Origin of the sequence: Rubrivivax gelatinosus (genome assembly GCF_004340905.1) — a bacterium.
In the GTDB taxonomy this organism is placed as follows: domain Bacteria; phylum Pseudomonadota; class Gammaproteobacteria; order Burkholderiales; family Burkholderiaceae_C; genus Rubrivivax; species Rubrivivax gelatinosus.
On sequence record NZ_SLXD01000004.1, the window covers coordinates 330,377 to 347,530 of the forward strand.

19 protein-coding genes are annotated in these 17,154 nt (G+C 71.2%); 15 read left to right on the plus strand and 4 right to left on the minus strand.

All coding sequences use genetic code 11. The annotated features are described in order from the left end of the window. Positions 1-129 precede the first annotated feature (129 nt). Both EV684_RS08830 and EV684_RS23980 read right to left on the minus strand, forming a co-directional pair. Entirely contained in the window at positions 130-1,698 is a 1,569-nt protein-coding gene (locus EV684_RS08830) for an ankyrin repeat domain-containing protein (protein WP_132646255.1), read from the minus strand. A gap of 144 nt (positions 1,699-1,842) precedes the next feature. Then, positions 1,843-1,983 carry a hypothetical protein gene (locus EV684_RS23980; RefSeq protein ID WP_165908438.1) on the minus strand — a complete coding sequence of 47 codons (141 nt, stop codon included), beginning with the start codon at positions 1,981-1,983 and terminating at the stop codon, positions 1,843-1,845. 222 nt (positions 1,984-2,205) lie between these two features. On the opposite strand from EV684_RS23980, the gene tcuA reads away from it, so the two are divergent. The 6 genes from tcuA (at position 2,206) to EV684_RS08860 (ending at position 7,507) form a co-directional block, all read left to right on the plus strand. Further along, entirely contained in the window at positions 2,206-3,618 is a 1,413-nt protein-coding gene (gene tcuA / locus EV684_RS08835; protein WP_132646257.1) for an FAD-dependent tricarballylate dehydrogenase TcuA, read from the plus strand. Beyond that, on the plus strand, positions 3,605-4,777 hold the full coding sequence (gene tcuB, locus EV684_RS08840) for a tricarballylate utilization 4Fe-4S protein TcuB (protein ID WP_132646259.1): 1,173 nt from the start codon (positions 3,605-3,607) through the stop codon (positions 4,775-4,777). The genes tcuA and tcuB overlap by 14 nt, the downstream gene beginning before the upstream one ends. Positions 4,778-4,799: 22 nt before the next feature. Beyond that, positions 4,800-5,774 carry a Bug family tripartite tricarboxylate transporter substrate binding protein gene (locus EV684_RS08845; RefSeq protein WP_132646261.1) on the plus strand — a complete coding sequence of 325 codons (975 nt, stop codon included), beginning with the start codon at positions 4,800-4,802 and terminating at the stop codon, positions 5,772-5,774. A 6-nt stretch (positions 5,775-5,780) separates the two neighbouring features. After that, complete coding sequence (locus EV684_RS08850; RefSeq protein ID WP_132646263.1) at positions 5,781-6,368, plus strand: chromate transporter; 588 nt, start codon at positions 5,781-5,783, stop codon at positions 6,366-6,368. Then, entirely contained in the window at positions 6,365-6,949 is a 585-nt protein-coding gene (locus EV684_RS08855; RefSeq protein WP_132646265.1) for a chromate transporter, read from the plus strand. Before EV684_RS08850 ends, EV684_RS08855 begins: the two co-directional genes overlap by 4 nt. A gap of 132 nt (positions 6,950-7,081) precedes the next feature. Beyond that, the gene (locus tag EV684_RS08860) at positions 7,082-7,507 is read left to right on the plus strand and encodes a PACE efflux transporter (protein WP_132646267.1); all 426 of its coding nucleotides are present in this window, start codon (positions 7,082-7,084) and stop codon (positions 7,505-7,507) included. Positions 7,508-7,510: 3 nt separating this feature from the next. Here the strand turns inward: EV684_RS08860 and EV684_RS08865 are convergent, their stop codons facing one another. Further along, a complete protein-coding gene (locus EV684_RS08865; RefSeq protein ID WP_132646269.1) occupies positions 7,511-7,975 on the minus strand; it encodes a GFA family protein in 465 nt (154 codons plus the stop codon). A gap of 123 nt (positions 7,976-8,098) precedes the next feature. Here EV684_RS08865 and EV684_RS08870 point away from each other — a divergent pair, with 123 nt between their 5' ends. The 9 genes from EV684_RS08870 to EV684_RS08910 all read left to right on the plus strand — a co-directional run bounded on the left by EV684_RS08870 (position 8,099) and on the right by EV684_RS08910 (position 16,912). After that, on the plus strand, positions 8,099-8,650 hold the full coding sequence (locus EV684_RS08870; RefSeq protein WP_132646271.1) for a sigma-70 family RNA polymerase sigma factor: 552 nt from the start codon (positions 8,099-8,101) through the stop codon (positions 8,648-8,650). A 73-nt stretch (positions 8,651-8,723) separates the two neighbouring features. Beyond that, positions 8,724-9,713, plus strand: a complete 990-nt coding sequence (locus EV684_RS08875) for a DUF4880 domain-containing protein (protein WP_259375554.1) — start codon at positions 8,724-8,726, stop codon at positions 9,711-9,713. Positions 9,714-9,820: 107 nt separating this feature from the next. Next, a complete protein-coding gene (locus EV684_RS08880) occupies positions 9,821-12,274 on the plus strand; it encodes a TonB-dependent siderophore receptor (protein ID WP_132646275.1) in 2,454 nt (817 codons plus the stop codon). Positions 12,275-12,496: 222 nt separating this feature from the next. Next, the gene (locus EV684_RS08885) at positions 12,497-12,838 is read left to right on the plus strand and encodes a c-type cytochrome (RefSeq protein ID WP_132646277.1); all 342 of its coding nucleotides are present in this window, start codon (positions 12,497-12,499) and stop codon (positions 12,836-12,838) included. Further along, positions 12,835-14,115, plus strand: a complete 1,281-nt coding sequence (locus EV684_RS08890; protein ID WP_132646279.1) for an NAD(P)/FAD-dependent oxidoreductase — start codon at positions 12,835-12,837, stop codon at positions 14,113-14,115. Before EV684_RS08885 ends, EV684_RS08890 begins: the two co-directional genes overlap by 4 nt. A gap of 29 nt (positions 14,116-14,144) precedes the next feature. Further along, complete coding sequence (locus EV684_RS08895; protein ID WP_132646281.1) at positions 14,145-15,482, plus strand: FAD-dependent oxidoreductase; 1,338 nt, start codon at positions 14,145-14,147, stop codon at positions 15,480-15,482. Positions 15,483-15,485: 3 nt separating this feature from the next. Then, positions 15,486-15,962: a thiosulfate oxidation carrier protein SoxY gene (locus tag EV684_RS08900; RefSeq protein ID WP_132646283.1), complete on the plus strand. Its 477-nt coding sequence runs from the start codon at positions 15,486-15,488 to the stop codon at positions 15,960-15,962. A gap of 10 nt (positions 15,963-15,972) precedes the next feature. Beyond that, a complete protein-coding gene (locus EV684_RS08905; protein WP_132646285.1) occupies positions 15,973-16,311 on the plus strand; it encodes a thiosulfate oxidation carrier complex protein SoxZ in 339 nt (112 codons plus the stop codon). Between the two features lie 220 nt (positions 16,312-16,531). Then, complete coding sequence (locus tag EV684_RS08910; RefSeq protein WP_165908439.1) at positions 16,532-16,912, plus strand: helix-turn-helix domain-containing protein; 381 nt, start codon at positions 16,532-16,534, stop codon at positions 16,910-16,912. On the opposite strand, the gene EV684_RS24545 is transcribed toward EV684_RS08910, so the two are convergent. Next, positions 16,909-17,037 (minus strand): hypothetical protein, encoded by a 129-nt coding sequence (locus EV684_RS24545; protein ID WP_259375553.1) that lies wholly within the window; start codon positions 17,035-17,037, stop codon positions 16,909-16,911. The genes EV684_RS08910 and EV684_RS24545 overlap by 4 nt on opposite strands. Positions 17,038-17,154: the final 117 nt, after the last annotated feature.

Here is a 17,154-nt window from a genome sequence, read left to right on the forward strand (position 1 = left end):
CCGCTGTGATGAGCGGCCCCTGCATGCGCGGCAAGCCCCCCTGCGTCTGCGCTTGCGCGCAGCGACGGTCACCTGCGCCAACGGCCGCGCCGGTGACCGCAGGCTGACCGTCCGGGCACGGCTGACGGCTCAAACGGCCGCCTGCTCGGCGACGGTCGCCAACGCGTCGGGCCAGTCCTGCTCGGGCCGCGGCACCGGCGCGCCGGCGTCGAGCAAGAGGCGCAACACGGATGGGTAGTCGCCATTTGGCACCGGTTCGTTGACGCCGGCGTGCAGGCAACTGCCGAGCGCGTTGCCGCCGTAGCCGTTGCGCTCGTTCCAGCGCGCGCCGTGCTGGAGCAGCAGCGCCACCATCTCGGCATCACCGCGAAAGGCGGCCTGGTTGAGTGCGCTCGCGTCCCACGGCCCTGGCACCGACACCGGCCAGCCGAGCGCGAGCATCAGCCGCACCGACGCAATGTGTCCGCGTTGCGCCTGCTCGGGCAGCAGGCGCAGGTCCATCGGGTCGAGTTGCCGCAGCAGCCCGGGCTGCTCCACGAGCGCGGCGCGCGCCCTGGGTTCATCGGCCGCCGCGCAGGCGGCGAGGAAGCGCGACCGCAGGTCGTGCGCTGGCGCCGCATGGCCGATCGCTGCGAGCCAGGCGACGACATCGGTACGGCCCACACGCTCGGCGTGCCAAGCCACCGTCAGGCCTTGGCCGTCGCGCGCGGCCGGGTCGGCACCTGCGGACACGAGCGCCTGCACGAACGTCAGGCCGCGACCGCGCATCAGCGCGTGGTGCAGAGGCCGCGTGCCGGTGGTGGTGGAAAGCTCGTTCGCATCGGCAGCGAGCGCCAGCGCCTGCTGCAGACCCGGCAGGTCGTCGTGGTCGAGCTGGCGGAACAGCGCGTTGGTGCCGTGCCAGCGCGCACCGGCCTGCACCAGCGCGTCGACGATCGAACGGTCAGCCTGCTCGGTGGCGTGGTAGAGCGACTCGTTGTCGTTGGGGTCGGCGCCTGCGGCCAGCAGCGCGCGCACGATCTCGCCGTCACCGGCATGCGCCGTGGCGCCATAGAGCACCGGCAGGGGGTGGTCAACGCCTGGCACGGTCAGTTTGGCGTTTGCATCTGCCCCGTGCGCGAGCAGCCAGCGCACCGTGGCGCGCAGCCCCTCGCGGCACGCGGCGATGCGCCCCAGGCCCGAGAACGCGGCGATCGCGATCGGTGGCGCGGCCAGCGGCGGCAGCGGTTTGTGCACCTGCGGCGGCGGCAGCAGGCGTTGCACGGTGGCGAGGTCACCACAGGCGAGCGCGAGTACGAGCGCCGCGTCGCGCTGTGCCAGCGCACGCGTGTGTGCCAGCGCCCATGCACGCTCGGGCTGCGGCCGGCGGTAGCCCTGGCCGATCGCCCACGTCAGCCAGACGGCGACGAAGCCGGCCTCGTCGGCGGCGCGGGCGCGGCGCAGCTCGACCTCCTCGGCCAACAGCGGCCAGCTCGCGAACCCATGCTCGCGCGCAAGCACCAGTTGCGCCTGCGCGAGCGAGGCCCCGACATCGACACGGTACGGTGCCGCGCGCTGCAGCGCCGCGGCGTCGCCCCGCTTCAACGCACGATGGAGGTCCCGCGCCTGGCGGCGCAGATGCTCGAGGTGGGGGTGGTCGGGCAGAACGCCCGGGCGGCGGTCCGACGGCGCGGCCGCAGAGGAAGTGGAGTCAGGCATGAGGCCTCCCAGTCACAGGGCCTGCGATCCGCGCGGTTCAGGCCGACTGAGGGCATCGAGAGCGCCCCGCAGGGCATCTCAGCTCAGGTGGGTTCAACCCTGCCCGCGGATCCGGGGGCGCCCTGAACGCGCCGTGCGCGGATCTTACTGCGCGTCGTGGCAGCCGGGGCGCAGCAGAGGCAGCACGGTCGGGCGTTGAGCCACCTTGCGGTCGCTGCAGGGCGTGATCGCGAGATGGCTGTTGGCAGCGTGGCCAATGGCCTTCACGGTCTCGTAGGCGCGCATGGCGTCTTCCACCGTCCTGGGCCTGATCCAGCGGGAGGTCGGCCTGACCGTCCGACGCGCACGGGCGTCTTCGGCATGGTGTCCCGGTGCGCAGTGGCCCAGCCCCGAAGCCGCAAGGCCGAGTTATGCGCAAGTCGCAATAATCGCTGCGCGATATTCATTTCCCAGAACAATCGCCGGCTCCAAGAATCCGCCGTCCTCGTTCCCGGCGGTATTTTCTTGATGAGTCCCGACGTGCTGGTCATCGGCGGCGGCAACGCCGCCTTGTGCGCCGCCCTGATGGCGGCCGAAGCGGGCGCCAGCGTGCTGATGCTGGAAGCCGCGCCGCGCGCCTGGCGCGGCGGCAACTCGGCGCACACGCGCAACCTGCGCTGCATGCACGACGCGCCGCAGGACGTGCTGGTCGAGGCCTACCCCGAAGAGGAGTTCTGGCAGGACCTGCTGAAGGTCACCGGCGGCCTCACCGACGAGCCCCTGGCGCGGCTGACGATCCGCGCTTCGGCCACCTGCCGCGACTGGATGCGCCGCCACGGCGTGCACTTCCAGCCGCCGCTGTCGGGCGCGCTGCACGTCGCACGCACCAACGCCTTCTTCATGGGCGGCGGCAAGGCGCTGGTGAACGCCTACTACCGCAGCGCCGAGCGGCTGGGCGTGCGCGTGCGCTACGAGGCGCCCGTCGATCGCCTGGAGATCGTGGACGGCCGCTTCGTCGCCGCGCACGTCGGCGGCGAACGCATCGAGGCCGGCGCCTGCGTGCTGGCGGCCGGCGGCTTCGAGTCCAACCGCGAGTGGCTGCGCGAGGCCTGGGGCGAGAACGGGCGCGGCGAATGGCCGGCCGACAACTTCATCATCCGCGGCACGCGCTTCAACCGCGGGGTGCTGCTGCGCCACCTGCTCGAAGACCACGGTGCCGAACGCATCGGCGACCCGACCCAGGCGCACATGGTGGCCATCGACGCACGCGCGCCGCTGTACGACGGCGGCATCTGCACCCGCATCGACTGCGTCTCGCTGGGCGTGGTCGTCAACCGGCAGGCGCAGCGCTTCTACGACGAAGGCGAGGACTTCTGGCCCAAGCGCTACGCGATCTGGGGCCGCCTGGTCGCCCAGCAGCCGCAGCAGATCGCCTACTCGGTGATCGACGCCAAGGCCGTCGGCCGCTTCATGCCGCCGGTCTTTCCCGGCACACGCGCCGACACGCTGCCCGGGCTCGCCCGGGCGCTGGGGCTGGACGTCGAGGCCTTCATGCAGACGATGACGAGCTACAACGCGGCCTGCCGCCCGGGCCATTTCGACCACACGCGGCTGGACGACTGCCGCACCGAGGGCCTGGCGCCGCCCAAGACGCACTGGGCGCGACCGATCGACACGCCGCCGTTCCACGCCTACGCGGTGCGTCCCGGCGTCACCTTCACCTACCTGGGGCTGCGCACCGACGAGACGGCTGCGGTGCGCTTCGGAGGCCAGCCCAGCGATAACCTGTTCGTGGCCGGCGAGATGATGGCCGGCAACGTGCTCGGCAAGGGCTACACCGCCGGTGTCGGCATGTCGATCGGCACCGCCTTCGGCCGCATCGCCGGCCACAACGCGGCCCGCGCCGCCCAGCGCACGGGAGGCCGCCATGCGCACGCTTGAGGCGCTGACACGCGACGCCCGTGCGCTGGCCGAAGGCGAAGCCGTCGTGATCGCCGACGAAGCCGAAGTCGCCCGGCAGATGACGATCTGCAACGGCTGCCGCTACTGCGAAGGCTTCTGCGCCGTCTTCCCGGCGATGACGCGGCGCCTGACCTTCGGCAAGGCCGAGCTGCATTACCTGGCCAACCTCTGCCACAACTGCGGCGCCTGCCTGCACGCCTGCCAGTACGCGCCGCCGCACGAGTTCGCCATCAACGTGCCGCAGGCGATGGCCCGCGTGCGCGGCCAGACCTACGGCGACTACGCCTGGCCGCCGGCGCTGGGCGCGCTGTACCGGCGCAACGGCGCGACGCTGGCCGTGGCGCTGACGCTGGCGATCGCCGGCTTCCTGGCCGCGGCCGTGGCCTCGAACGGCCCGCTGTGGGCCGCCCAACCGGGCGGCAACTTCTACGCCGTGTTCCCGCACCACCTGCTGGTCAGCCTGTTCGCGCCGGTGTTCCTGTTCGCCATGCTCGCGCTCGGCCTGGGCGTGCGCCGCTTCTGGCGCGACCTGCTGCCGGTGACCAGCGGCCAGCCGACGAGTGCGCCGGCCGCGGCCGAAGCCGTGCACGACGTGCTGCGGCTGAAGTACCTGGACGGCGGCCACGGCCAGGGCTGCCCCAACGAGGACGACGCCTGCACGCTGGCGCGCCGGCGCTGCCACCACCTGACCTTCTACGGCTTCGCCGCCTGCCTGGCGGCCACCGCGCTGGGCACGCTCTACCACTACGCGTTCGATCTGCCGGCGCCCTACGACCTGCCCTCGCTGCCCAAGCTGCTGGGCGCGGCCGGCGGCCTGAGCCTGCTCGTCGGCACCGCGGGGCTGTGGCGGCTCAACCTTCGCCGTCACCCGCTGCATGGCGACGCGGCGCAGAAACCGATGGACCTGGGCTTCATCGCGCTGCTGTTCCTGACCAGCGCCAGCGGCCTGGCGCTGTGGCTGGCACGCGGCACGCCGGCGATGGCGCTGCTGCTGTGCCTGCACCTGGGTGCGGTGATGGCGCTGTTCGCCACGCTGCCCTACGGCAAGTTCGCCCATGGCGTGTTCCGCAGCGCGGCGCTGCTGCGCCACGCGGTGGAGAAACGCCAGCCCAACCCGGTCGGCCTGGGCGCCGACTGACACCACAAGAACGGAGACAAGCATGCACAAGAGACGACTGCTGCAAGGCGCCGCCGCGGCCCTGGCCCTGCTCGCGCCGGCCTGGGCCGCGGCCCAGGCCTTCCCGCCCAAGCCCACGGTGACCATCGTCGTCGGTTTCGCTGCCGGCGGTGCCGCCGACGCCGCGGCCCGCGTCATCGGCAAGAAGCTGGGCGACAACCTGGGCATCACCGTCGTCATCGACAACAAGCCCGGTGCCGGCGGCAACATCGCCCACCAGTTCGTCGCCAAGGGGCCGACCGACGGCGCGACACTGCTCTTCGGCTCGGTCGGGCCGCTGACGGTGGCGCCGCACCTGATGAAGCTGGGCTACGACCCGGTGAAGGACCTGGCGCCGATCACGATGGGCGTGAACTTCCCCAACGTGCTGGTCGTGCACGCCGGGCTGAAGATCCGCACGCTGGCCGAGTTCATCGATTACGCGAAGAAGAACCCGGGCAAGCTGGACTACGCTTCGACCGGCCCCGGCTCGGCCTCGCACCTGGCGGGCGAGATGCTGGACCACATGGCGAAGATCGAGACCGTGCACATCCCGTACAAGGGCGGCGCCCCGGCGATGCAGGACCTGCTGGCCGGCCGTGTGGCCGCGTACTACTCCACCTATTCCACCGCCCAGCCGCACATCGACAGCGGCGCGCTCGTGCCGCTGGCCAGCACCGGCCCGAAGCGCCTGGCGGCGCTGCCCAAGGTGCCGACGATCGCCGAATCGGGCTTCCCCGGCTACAGCGCCACCAACTGGTACGCCTTCCTGGCCTCGTCCAAGGTGCCGGCGGCCATCCTTGACCGCTGGAACGTCGAGCTGGTGAAGGTGCTGAAGTCGCCCGAGGTCGCCGCCGAGCTGAACCGGCACGGCATGCCGCCGCAGCCCGGCACGCGCGAGGAACTGGCGCGCGAGATCGAACGCGAGAGCGCCACCTGGGGCAAGGTCATCCGCGAGCGCGGGATCGTCGTCCAATAGCGGTCGATGGCGCTCGACGACGACAACGGCCTGCCCGGCCCCCGAACCCCCGCCGACCTGTTCTGGGCCTTCTCGGTGATGGCGCTGCAGGGTTTCGGCGGCGTGATGGCCGTCGTGCAGCGCGAGCTGGTCGAGCGCCGCGGCTGGCTGAGCAACGAGCAGTTCGTCGAGGACTGGGCCGTCGCCCAGGTGATGCCCGGCCCCAACGTCTGCAACCTGGCGCTTATGTTCGGCGACCGACGTTTCGGCTGGCGCGGGGCACTCGCCGCGCTGGCCGGGCTGCTGGCTTTCCCGCTGCTGCTGCTGCTGACGCTGGGCGCGCTGTACGGCCGTTTCGCGCAGCACGCGGCGATGGTCGGCGCGCTGCGCGGTATGGGCGCCGTCGCCGCCGGGCTGATCGCCGGCACGGCGCTGAAGCTGGGCGACAGCCTGAGGCGGCACCCTATGGGCGCCTTGCCGGCACTGCTGCTGGCCGCCGCGGCCTTCGCCGGTGTCGCGCTGGCGCGGCTGCCGCTGCACCTGATCGTCTTCGTGCTGGGGGCTGCCGCCTACACGCTCACCTGGCGCGCGCTGCGGCGCGGCGAGCGACGATGAGCCTGGCGGACTGGGCCCACCTGCTGCTGTTCCAGCTGTCGCTGTCGCTGCTGGCGGTCGGCGGCGCGGTGACGCTGGCGCCCGAGATGCACCGCTACCTGGTGACAGGCCAGGCCTGGCTGAACGACGCCCAGTTCAACGCCTCGATCGCGCTGGCCCAGGCCGCGCCGGGGCCCAACGTGCTGTTCATCGCGCTGCTGGGCTGGAACATCGGCCTCAACGCCGCCGGCCACGGGCCCGGCGACGCGCTCGGGCTGGCCAGCGGGCTGCTCGGCACCGCGGTCTGCGTGCTCGGCGTGCTGACGCCGAGCTCGCTGCTGACGCTGTTCGCCGCACGCTGGGCGCAGCGCCACCAGGACCGGCTGGCGGTGCGCGCCTTCCGCCAGGGGCTGTCCTCGCTGGTCGTCGGCATCATGCTGGCGACGAGCTGGCTGCTGGCGCGGCCCACGGGCCGCTGGCGCGAGGACGGCCTGCTGTGGCTGCTGACGGCGGTGACGGCGCTGCTCGTCTGGCGCACGCGGGTGCACCTGCTCTGGCTGTTGGCCGCCGGTGGCCTGCTCGGTGCCTTGGGTTGGGTGTAGGCCGGGCGCCGCTGCTACAGTCTCGCCCGCCGCGGGCAGGGTGCGCGCGGCGGCGGCAGGACGACCTGCCGGCCACTCGAAGCGCAGGGGACGGCCCCGCACGCAGGAGTGCGTATGCAGGGCCTGTCCCCGATGTCTGCCACCCGCCGCCGGGTGGTCCAGGCGGTTCTCTACGAAATCGGCGCCGTCGCCTTCGTCGGCCCGGCGCTGGCCTGGGGCTTCGACCAGCCGCTGGGTTCGTCGCTGACCCTGGCGCTGCTGATGTCGGCCGTCGCGCTGGCCTGGAACTACGTCTTCAACGCGCTGTTCGAGGCCTGGGAGTCGCGTCAGGCGGTCAAGGGCCGCTCGGCGCTGCGCCGCCTGGTGCACGGCATCGGCTTCGAGGGCGGCCTGGCGCTTTGGCTGGTGCCGCTGGCCGCCTGGTGGCTGCAGACGACGCTGCTCGCCGCGCTGCTGGCTGAAGCGGTGCTGCTGGCCTTCTTCTTCGTCTACGCGGTGACCTTCACCTGGGCATTCGACCGCGTCTTCGGCCTGCCACGTTCGGCCGGCGGCGCCTGAGCTTCAGGGCCTGTTGACGAACGGGTTCGCCGCCTCGTACTCGGCCTGCGTCTGGCGCCGATGTTCGCCGGCCAGCCGCACCGAGTCCATGGCCCGGTCGGCATAGAGCTCCGAACGCAGCGGCCAGTGGCGAGCAGCGTCGAAGAGTCCGGGCGTCAGCTCGTAGCCGCGGGGCTCTCCGTCTTGCGCGAGGTCACCGAACCACAGGTGCGAGCCGCAGCGCGGGCAGAAGGCACGCTCGGCGAAGCTCGACGAGCGGTAGCGCGTGACCTCGCCGTTCACCGTCACCGCCGAGGCCTCGGCCTCGAAGCACAGGAACAGCCCGCCGGACCAGCGCTGGCACATGCGGCAGTGGCAGGCCCCGACCTGCTCTTCGTGTTCGCCGGTGACGGTGATCGTCACCGCGCCGCAGAGGCAGCGGCCGGTCAGCGCTGCGAGGCGCGTGGGGCGTGGGTGAGTGGGGTTCATGCGGGCTCCTGGGAGGGCGAGGTGGTTGACGCCAGCAGACGGCGGGTCGAGGCGAGACGAGATCCGGTGCCGACTTCCGGCTTGAACACCTTACAATGAGAACGAGTCTCATTAAGTGGCGGCATGTCCATTCTTCCGGTCCCGTTTCCTCCCTCCGACGTGCCGGCAGTATCGGGCTCTTGCGGCGGCAGCGAGGCCGCCCGGCTCTTCGTGGACCATCAGCCCTGGCTGCTGCAGCGTCTGCACGCCCGACTGCGAAATCGCGCGGATGCCGAGGACCTGAGTTCCGAGACCTTTCTGCGCGTGATGAGCCAGCCGGGCGCGGTGGTGGTCCAGACGCCCCGTGCCTATCTGACGACCATCGCCAAGCGTCTGCTCATCAACCTCTGGCGTCGCCGCGAGCTGGAGCAGGCCTATCTCGACGCCATCGCCTTGCTGCCCGAGGCGATGGCGCCGTCGCCGGAAGAGCGTGCGCTGCTGCTGGAGTCCCTGGAGTCGATCGCGCAGGCGCTCGAGGCGCAGCCATCCAAGGCCCGCCAGGCCTTTCTGATGAGCCAGCTCGACGGCATGGGCTATGCCGACATCGCACGGGAACTGGGTGTCTCGGCGAGCACGGTCAGGCGCTACATGACCCAGTGCTGGGAAGCCTGCTGGCACATCCGCGGCCCGGCATGAGCCCTCAGGACTTGTCCGGGGCTCATTCCCGCTTGGCGGGACCGGCCGCCGGCCGAAGGGGGCCCCAGTGAGCGTGCCGCCGCTGGACCCCAGTGCACGCGAGGCCATCGCCTGGATGGTGCGCCTGCAGTCGGGAGAGGCCGGTGAGGCGGACCAGGCGGCTTTCGCGGCCTGGCTGGCGAAGGACGAACGCCATCGTCTGGCCTGGCAGCACCTCAGCGCGCCGGTCAGCCAGGCCCTGGCGCCTGTCCGTTCGTTCGGCCAGAAGCTGTCGGGGCAGGGCCGGCGCATGGCCCAGGCCGTGGACGAGGCGGCGTCGCGCATCCAGCGGCGTCGCCGCGCGCTTCGGGGTGCGCTGGCGTTGGGCGGCCTGGGCGTCGGCACGGCGGCGCTCGTGCAGCGCTGGGTTCCCTTGCAGGAGCAGTTCGCCGACATGCACACCGCCACCGGCGAGCGCCGGCGCTACGGGCTGCCCGACGGCAGTTCGCTGCTGCTGAACGCGCGCTCGGCCGCTGACCTCGCATTCGATGCGCGGCAGCGCGGCCTGCGGCTGCGGCGCGGGGCTGCGGTCGCCGACATCGTGCCCGAGCGCCACCGGCCGTTCAGCCTGCAACTCCTGCACGGGGAGGTCCGCAGCGTCGCCACGGCCGACACGGCTCGCGTTCTCGTGCAGCAAAGGGAACAGGACAGCCTCGTCGTGGCCTTGCAGGAGGCCGTCGATCTTGCGCCCCTGGCCGGACCCCGCCTCAGGCTGGCACCGGGCGAGGCGGCCTCGCTGTCACGGGATGGCGCGCGCGTGCAGGCCGAGGACGCCGCTGCGGCCGTTGCCTGGGCGCGGGGGCGGGTGGTGGCCTACGACCGGCCGCTCGGCGAGGTCGTCGACGCTTTGCGCGCCTACCGCGTCGGGCTGATCCGCATCTCCGAGGAGGCCGCCGCGCTCAAGGTCTACGGCAACTATCCGCTGGACGACACCCTGCAGGCGCTCGCCAGCATCGCCGAAACCCTGCCGGTGCTCGTGCACGTGCATTCGGGAGGCTGGCTGGTGCGCATCGAACTCGCGTGAGGGGCGGAGCGCGACTTTTTTCGTCGCGCCGTGGTCACTTTTTCGTTTTCGCGGGTCATCCCTTGTGAGAGGCCGCGCCGCGGCTGGTTCAAGAGTCGACCCCACCCATGCAAGAACGCTCGTCCCGCCACGCCTGCGTGGCCCACGCCCTGCGCCCCACGGTTCTGGCCGCCGCCGCCTGCTTCATGGCCCTCGCCCCGGTGGCGGCCCGGGCCCAGGCCGGCGTCGCCGAGTCTTCGGCGCTGCACCACTACGACATCCCCGCGCAGCCGCTGGGCGCCACGCTCACCCGCATTGCCGAAGAGAGCGGCGAACGCTTTTCGCTGGATGCACAAACGGTTCGTGGCATCGACGCCCCGGCCGTGCGCGGGCGCTACTCGGCCGAGCAGGCCGCGCAACAGGCGCTGGCCGGCAGCGGTTTGCGGCTGATGCGAACCGGCAGCGGGGCCTGGACGGTCCAGCGGGCCGGCCTGCAGCAGGGCCCCGGCGAATCCGAGGCGGCCGCCGCTTCGCCGGCCACGCTGCCGACCATCACCATCTCCGGCAAGGCGCCGGGTTCGACCTCCGAGGGCTCCGGCGCCTACACAACAGGATCGTCGAGCAGTTCCACCCGGTTGAACCTGTCGGCGCAGGAGACGCCGCAGTCGCTGACCGTGGTGACCCGCCAGCGCCTGGATGACCAGCGCAGCAACAGTCTGAGCGACGTGCTGGACACGGTGTCGGGCATCACCGTCACCCGCGACGGCCTGGGTGCCGAGAGCGACGGGTTCTGGTCGCGCGGCTTCGAGATCCAGAACTACGAGATCGACGGTGTTCCCACGGCGTCGCTGCTGAATCACTACGCCGAGAACATGGCCATGTACGACCGCGTGGAGATCGTGCGCGGCGCCACCGGCCTCATCAGCGGCCTGGGCAACCCGTCGGCCACCATCAACCTGATCCGCAAGCGCCCGACGGCGCGGCCCGAGGCCAGCGTCAGCGCCGAGGCCGGAAGCTGGAACCGCGCCGGATTCGGCGTCGACGCCTCCGGCGAACTCGGCGAAGCCGGCGCGCTGCGTGGTCGCATCGTGGCGGACTACCGCAGGCAGGACGCCTGGATCGACCGCTACGAGCAGCGCACGGGCCTGTTGTACGGCATCGTCGAGGCCGATCTCGACGCCGACACCTTGCTGACCTTGGGCTTCAGCCACCAGCGCATCGACGTCGACTCACCGATGCGCTCCGGCCTGCCGGCCCTGTATCCCGACGGCGGCGCGACCCGTCTGCCGCGCTCGACCAGCGCTTCGCCCTCCTGGTCCTACAACGACCACGAGCAGAGCACCGCCTTCGTCTCGCTGGAGCGTCAGTTCGCGAACGGCTGGAACGGCAAGCTGGAGTACGGCTTCAGCCGCGACAGCTACGACTCGGTCTACACCTATCTCAACGGCACGCTCGAGCGCGACGGCAGCGGCACCAGCCTGCTGCCCACGCGCTTCAAGGGCAAGCCGCGGCAGCACAACCTCGACGCCTACCTGACCGGGCCCTTCAGCCTCTTCGGCCGCCGGCACGAGTTGATCGGCGGGCTGACGCTGTCGCGCCTGAACGACGACGGTCCGTCCTACGGTGGCTGGCAGTACGACTACGCGTCCTCGGCTGCCGGCAGCATCCCCGACCTGTTCAGCTACGACGGCGAGAATGCCCCGCCCACGTTCTCCGTCAGCGGAAGCACGCGCAACAAGACCACCAACCATGCCGCCTACCTGACGGGCCGCTTCGACCTCGCCCAGGGCCTGAAACTCATCGTCGGGGGACGTGCCATCCGCTGGAGCCGCGACATCGTCTCCGTCGATGCCGCCGGCGTCGAAACGCCGGACCGGGACGACAGAAAGGTCTTCGTGCCTTACGTGGGCACGGTCTACGACCTGACGCCGCAGTGGGCGGCGTACGCGAGCGTGACCAAGATCTTCAACCCCCAGTCCTACGGCGTGCGTGACGAGAACAACGACACGCTCGATCCGATGGAAGGCCGGGGCGTCGAAGTCGGCCTGAAGGGCCGCCATCTCGACGGCAGGCTCGAGTCCAGCCTGGCCTTGTTCGACCTCCAGCAGGACAACCTGGCGGTCTGGCAGGCCGAGTATCCGGGCAGCAATGTCTACAAGGCCGAGCAGAACACGAGTTCGAAGGGCGTCGAGGCGCAGGCCAACGGCGAGCTCGCGCCGGGCTGGCAGCTGGCGGCGGGTTATGCCTACACGCTGACCGAAGACGCCGACGGCCATCGCATCAACACCGTGCTGCCCAAGCACAGCGTCAGGGTCTTCAGCAGCTACCGCCTGCCGGGCGCCTACGCCGGCCTGACGCTGGGCGCGGGCGTGAACTGGCAGTCCAAGGTCGGCAGCGCGGGGGTCGAGCAGGGCAGCTATGCCCTGTTCAGCCTGCTGGCGCGCTACGAGTTCGATCGCCACTGGAGCGCCGCGCTCAACGTGCACAACCTGCTGGACCGCCGCTACTACAGCTATGCCGGCTACTACAGCTTCTATGGTGCGCCTCGCAATGCAGTGGCGAGCCTGAAGTACACGTTCTGACCTGGCGCCGCGGCGCGCGGCGCGCGGCGGTGGCCGGCGCCGCCCCCGTCTCGTGTCCGCCGAAGACGTGTTGCGTCGCCTCGCCGCAGCGCCAACGTCCGGTGCGGCCGCTCGCTCGTTCGTGGAGGGCAGGGCTTCGTTCGAGGAAGAGGCCGCAGGCGGCAGGCGGCGCGCCGCGATCTTGCTGCCAAAATGCCGCGCCTGTCGTCCCCGCGAGCCCGCATGCCGCTCCTCGTCTCTCTTGCCCGCCGGGCTCGCCTGGCCCTGGCATGCACCCCCCTCGTCGCCGCCACAGCCGCGCTGGCCGCCGGCACGCCGCTGCCCGACGTCTCGATGCTCGCCGGCGCCTGCAGCAACTGCCACCGCGCCGGCCCGGCGACGTCCTCGCCGGCCAGCATTCCCACCCTGCAGGGCTTCAGCGAAGAGCAGCTGCGCCAGCGGCTCGCGGCCTTCCGCGCCGGCCAGGTGCCCGACGCCACGGTGATGCCGCGCCTGATGCGTGCGCTCGGCGACGACGAGATCGCCGCGCTGGCGCGCTGGTTCGCCCAGGGGCCGGCGCGATGAGGCCGATGTCCCGCCGCGGCCTGCTGGGCCAGGCCGCGGCCGCCGGCGCCGCGCTGGCGATGCCGGCCCTCGTGCGCGCGCAGGGCGCTACGGCGCGGGTCGTCGTCGTCGGCGGCGGCTTCGGCGGCGCCACCGCGGCGCGCCAGCTCAAGCGGCTGGCGCCGAAGGTCCAGGTGACGCTGGTCGAGCCGGCGAGCCGCTTCTTCACCTGCCCGTTCAGCAACCACTACCTCGCCGGGCTGCGCGACTGGGACAGCCTGGGCCACGGCTTCGACGGCCTGCGCGCCGCCGGCGTCGAGGTCGTCCAGGCGCTGGCCGACGACGTCGACACCACGGCACGCACGGTGACGCTGTCGACCGGGCAGCGCCTGGCCTGGGACCGCCTGGTGCTGTCGCCCGGCGTCGAGATGCGCTGGGGCGCCCTGGAAGGCTACGACGAAGCCGCCGCCGAGCGGGCGCCGCACGCCTGGAAGGCCGGCCCGCAGACGCAGCTGCTGCGCCGCCAGCTGCAGGCGATGGATGACGGCGGCGTCTTCGTGATGGCCATCCCCGACAACCCGTTCCGCTGCCCGCCGGGGCCGTACGAACGCGCGGCGCTGGTGGCGCACTACTTCAGGCAGCACAAGCCGCGCGCCAAGATCCTGCTGCTCGACGCCAAGGACAACTTCTCGAAGAAGGCGCTGTTCCAGCAGGGCTGGAAGGCGCTGTACGGCTCGATGATCGAGTGGGTGGGCCAGTCCGACGATGGTCAGGTGATGCGTGTCGACGCCAAGTCGCTGAGCGTCGAAACGACCTTCGGCCGCGTCGTGAAGGCCGCGGTGCTGAACGTCATCCCGCCGCAGAAGGCCGGGCGCATCGCCGAGCGGGCCGGCGTCACCGATGCCAGCGGCTGGGTGCCGGTCAAGGCCGAGAGCTTCGAGAGCCGGCGTGTGGCCGGCGTCTACGTCGTCGGCGATGCGACGATCGCCGCGCCGATGCCCAAATCGGGCTTTGTCGCCAACATGCAGGGCAAGATGGCGGCGGCGGCGATCGCCGCCGAGTTCACCGGCCACGAGCCGCCGCCGGCGGCCTACGTCAACACCTGCTACAGCCTGGTCGGGCCGGACTACGGCATCTCGGTGGCCGGCGTCTACCGCGCCGAAGGCGGCCGCATCGTCGAGGTGGCCGATGCCGGCGGCGTCAGCCCGCTGGACGCCGGCCCCGCCTTCCGCGCCGCCGAGGCGCACCACGGCGCCGCCTGGTACGAGGCCATCAGCGCCGACGTCTGGGGCGCCTGACATCACAGAACCCTGCAGAGGAGACCCGCATGAAACGACGCAACTTCCTGATCACGCCGCCGGCTGCCGCGCTGGCCGGCATGGCCGCCGCGCCGGGCCTGGCGCAGGCCGCGCCGACGATCATCACGCCGCAGTCGACGATCCTGCCGCGCGAAGGCGCCAAGCCGCGCATCGTCATCTGCGGCGGCGGCTGGGGCGGGCTGACCGCCGCGCGCTACCTGCGCGAGCTGATCCCGAACTCCGACGTCGTCGTGCTCGAGCGCAATCCGACCTTCTGGTCCGGGCCGATGAGCAACAAGTGGCTGATCGACATCGTCGGCACCGACTTCGTCAACCACGACATGCACAAGCCGGCCAACGCCTACGGCTACAAGCTGCTGCAGACCGAAGTCACCGGCGTCGACCGCGACCGCCGCCGCGTGCTGAGCGCGCACGGCCAGATCGAGTACGACTTCCTGATCCTCTCGGGCGGCATCCGCAACGACTACGAAGCCTGGTACGGCAACGACCACCGCGCGATCGAGCACACGCGCACGCACTTCCCGTCGGCCTACATCCCGAACGCCGAGATGTTCGCGCTCAAGCGCAAGGTGCAGGAGTTCAAGGGCGGCACGCTGGTGATGACGCTGCCGCCGCCGCCGCACCGCTGCCCGCCGTCGCCGTACGAACGCGCCTGCCTGATCGCCTGGCACATCAAGAAGAACCGGATCCCCGGCAAGATCGTGATCCTCGACCCCAAGCCGCGCATCGCGCCGATCGGCATGGGCTACAAGGCGGCCTTCGAGGAGCTGTACCCGGACATCATCACCCACGTGCCCAACGCCAAGGTGCAGGAGGTGGACCCGTTCAACAAGCGCATCAAGACCGCGGCTGGCGAGTTCCGCTTCGACGACGCGATCCTGATGCCGCCGCACCAGGCGGCCGACATGGTCTGGAACGCCGGCCTGATCGGCCAGGACGCGGCCGGCAAGCCCACCGGCTGGGCCGACATGCATCCGCGCCTGTTCCACGCGCGCAGCGACGACCGCGTCTATTTCGTCGGCGACCTGATGGGCCCGATCTCCGACCAGTTCGGCCACTACCCGAAGAGCGGCCACGTGGCCAACTACGTCGGCCGCATCGTCGCGCAGAACATCGCCGAGCGTGTGGCCGGCAAGCCGGTCGTCGCGCGCCTGCCCGACAACCTCTGCTACATGATGGTCAACGCCGATCCGCAGGAGGAGATCTCGGTGAAGTTCGAATACGAGGTCGACGCCACCGGCAAGGTCATCCAGACGCAGATCGACATGGACGTGCGCAACGAGGAGATCGTCAAGGAGGACTTCGACTGGATCCGGCAGAAGTTCCAGGACTTCCTGGCGATCTGAACGATGAAACGACGCGACTTCGTTCTGCGCGGGGCCTCGCTGGGCGGTGCGCTGGCGCTGCCGGCGGCCGCCAGCGCCGCCCCGGCCGCCGCCCCGGCCGGGCTGCTGGCGCCTGACCCGGCGGGCTTTCGCCAGGCGTTCGACAGCTTCGTCGGCAGCGCCCCCGTCGTCGAAGACGGCCTGCTGCTCGAGGTGCCGGCGCTGGGCGACAACCCGGCCGCGGTGCCGGTCAAGGTGCGGGTCACGCGGCCGATCACCGAGCAGCTCTATTGCGAGGAGATCGTCGTGCTCGCCGACCTGAACCCGGCCCCGCTGGCCTGCCGCTTCCGTTTCACGCCGGCCACCGGCACCGCCGAGGCGGCGTTTCGCATCCGCCTGAGCCAGAGCCAGACCGTGCACGCGCTGGCGCGCATGAGCGACGGCCAGGTGCTCGCCGCACGCCAGGCGGTCGAAGTCGGCTCCAGCGGCTGCGGCATGTGAGGCGCGCCCGATGACTGCACCACCCCGCATCTGGATCAGCAACCCGCGACCCGCGCCCGGCGAGACCGTGCGCGTGCGCGCCCAGGTCGAGCACGTGATGGAAAGCGGCCTGCGCGCCGACCCCGAGGGCCGGCTGCGCCCGCGCGACATCGTGCGCCGCTTCGAGGCCCGCCTCGGCACGATGCTGCTGCTCGTCTGGGAGCCCGGCATCGCCGTCGCCCAGAACCCCTACATCGAGTTCACCTTCGTCGCGCGCCACGGCGGCGAGCTGGTGCTCAGCTGGGTCGACGACCGGGGCGCGACGCAGGAGGTGCGCCGGCCGGTCGAGCTGAAGCCGGCCGCGGGGTGAGGTGACGTGCCCGACTGGCGTTGCCCGCTCCGATCAGCAGGCTCGTTCTGCCAAACGGTTCGAGATGTCGTGAGTCGGCAACAAGCCCAAGGTTCCATTCGCGGCACAGTACAGACCAGGAGTCCGGTTCCTCACGCAGCGATGGTCAAGACATCCGAGACAACTGTCCCGGCTCTGCACGCTCTTGGAGGCCGCACGTAGAAGTCATTCGGAGATGGGCATGGAGAGTTGCCGCCGCACCTACACCCCTTTCACCGCGAACGTCCGCGCGATGATCGACGCCGACCCGTTGGCGCAGGGGAGCGTGAACGCCTGGTGCAAGGCCCGAAAAATCCCGCAGTCCACGGTGGCGCGGTGGATGACCGGCGTGAGCGACGCGACCCTGGAGCAGGTGGATCGTGTGGCCCAAGCCACAGGCTTGCAGCCGTGGCAGTTGCTGCATCCTGAGTTCGATCCCCATCGCGCGCCGCCGCCGCTTGAGCCGGACGTGGCGTATGTCGCGCGCATCTTCTCCGGCCTTGCCGGTGCGGACCGCACGCGCGCCCAGAAGATCCTCGAGATCCTGGCAAGTGATTCGTCCGCCCGAGATCCTCATGTTTAGGCATCGCTGTCAGCCAGCCTGAACCCGCGCATCGTCTCTTCCAGCCGCTCCTGCAGGCTACCGGCGGCGGCCGCCTCCTCCGCCTGCTCGGCGTTGCGCTGCGCCTCGCCGTCGAGGCCGGGCACCGAGCGATTAACCTGGCCTAGCTGTGAAGCTTCAATAGGTTGTTGCGGGTGTTCACCCGGAGAGGTTCTGAGAGACTGGAAATCGCCAAACCCCCAGTCCACTCAACAACCGAATCC

Excerpts from the sequence above, each read along its gene's own strand:
- EV684_RS08830 (WP_132646255.1), bottom strand. The coding sequence starts at position 1,698 with ATGCCTGACTCCACTTCCTCTGCGGCCGCGCCGTCGGACCGCCGCCCG.
- EV684_RS23980 (WP_165908438.1), bottom strand. The coding sequence starts at position 1,983 with ATGCGCGCCTACGAGACCGTGAAGGCCATTGGCCACGCTGCCAACAGC.
- tcuA (WP_132646257.1), top strand. The coding sequence starts at position 2,206 with ATGAGTCCCGACGTGCTGGTCATCGGCGGCGGCAACGCCGCCTTGTGC.
- tcuB (WP_132646259.1), top strand. The coding sequence starts at position 3,605 with ATGCGCACGCTTGAGGCGCTGACACGCGACGCCCGTGCGCTGGCCGAA.
- EV684_RS08845 (WP_132646261.1), top strand. The coding sequence starts at position 4,800 with ATGCACAAGAGACGACTGCTGCAAGGCGCCGCCGCGGCCCTGGCCCTG.
- EV684_RS08850 (WP_132646263.1), top strand. The coding sequence starts at position 5,781 with ATGGCGCTCGACGACGACAACGGCCTGCCCGGCCCCCGAACCCCCGCC.
- EV684_RS08855 (WP_132646265.1), top strand. The coding sequence starts at position 6,365 with ATGAGCCTGGCGGACTGGGCCCACCTGCTGCTGTTCCAGCTGTCGCTG.
- EV684_RS08860 (WP_132646267.1), top strand. The coding sequence starts at position 7,082 with ATGTCTGCCACCCGCCGCCGGGTGGTCCAGGCGGTTCTCTACGAAATC.
- EV684_RS08865 (WP_132646269.1), bottom strand. The coding sequence starts at position 7,975 with ATGAACCCCACTCACCCACGCCCCACGCGCCTCGCAGCGCTGACCGGC.
- EV684_RS08870 (WP_132646271.1), top strand. The coding sequence starts at position 8,099 with ATGTCCATTCTTCCGGTCCCGTTTCCTCCCTCCGACGTGCCGGCAGTA.
- EV684_RS08880 (WP_132646275.1), top strand. The coding sequence starts at position 9,821 with ATGCAAGAACGCTCGTCCCGCCACGCCTGCGTGGCCCACGCCCTGCGC.
- EV684_RS08885 (WP_132646277.1), top strand. The coding sequence starts at position 12,497 with ATGCCGCTCCTCGTCTCTCTTGCCCGCCGGGCTCGCCTGGCCCTGGCA.
- EV684_RS08890 (WP_132646279.1), top strand. The coding sequence starts at position 12,835 with ATGAGGCCGATGTCCCGCCGCGGCCTGCTGGGCCAGGCCGCGGCCGCC.
- EV684_RS08895 (WP_132646281.1), top strand. The coding sequence starts at position 14,145 with ATGAAACGACGCAACTTCCTGATCACGCCGCCGGCTGCCGCGCTGGCC.
- EV684_RS08900 (WP_132646283.1), top strand. The coding sequence starts at position 15,486 with ATGAAACGACGCGACTTCGTTCTGCGCGGGGCCTCGCTGGGCGGTGCG.
- EV684_RS08905 (WP_132646285.1), top strand. The coding sequence starts at position 15,973 with ATGACTGCACCACCCCGCATCTGGATCAGCAACCCGCGACCCGCGCCC.
- EV684_RS08910 (WP_165908439.1), top strand. The coding sequence starts at position 16,532 with ATGGAGAGTTGCCGCCGCACCTACACCCCTTTCACCGCGAACGTCCGC.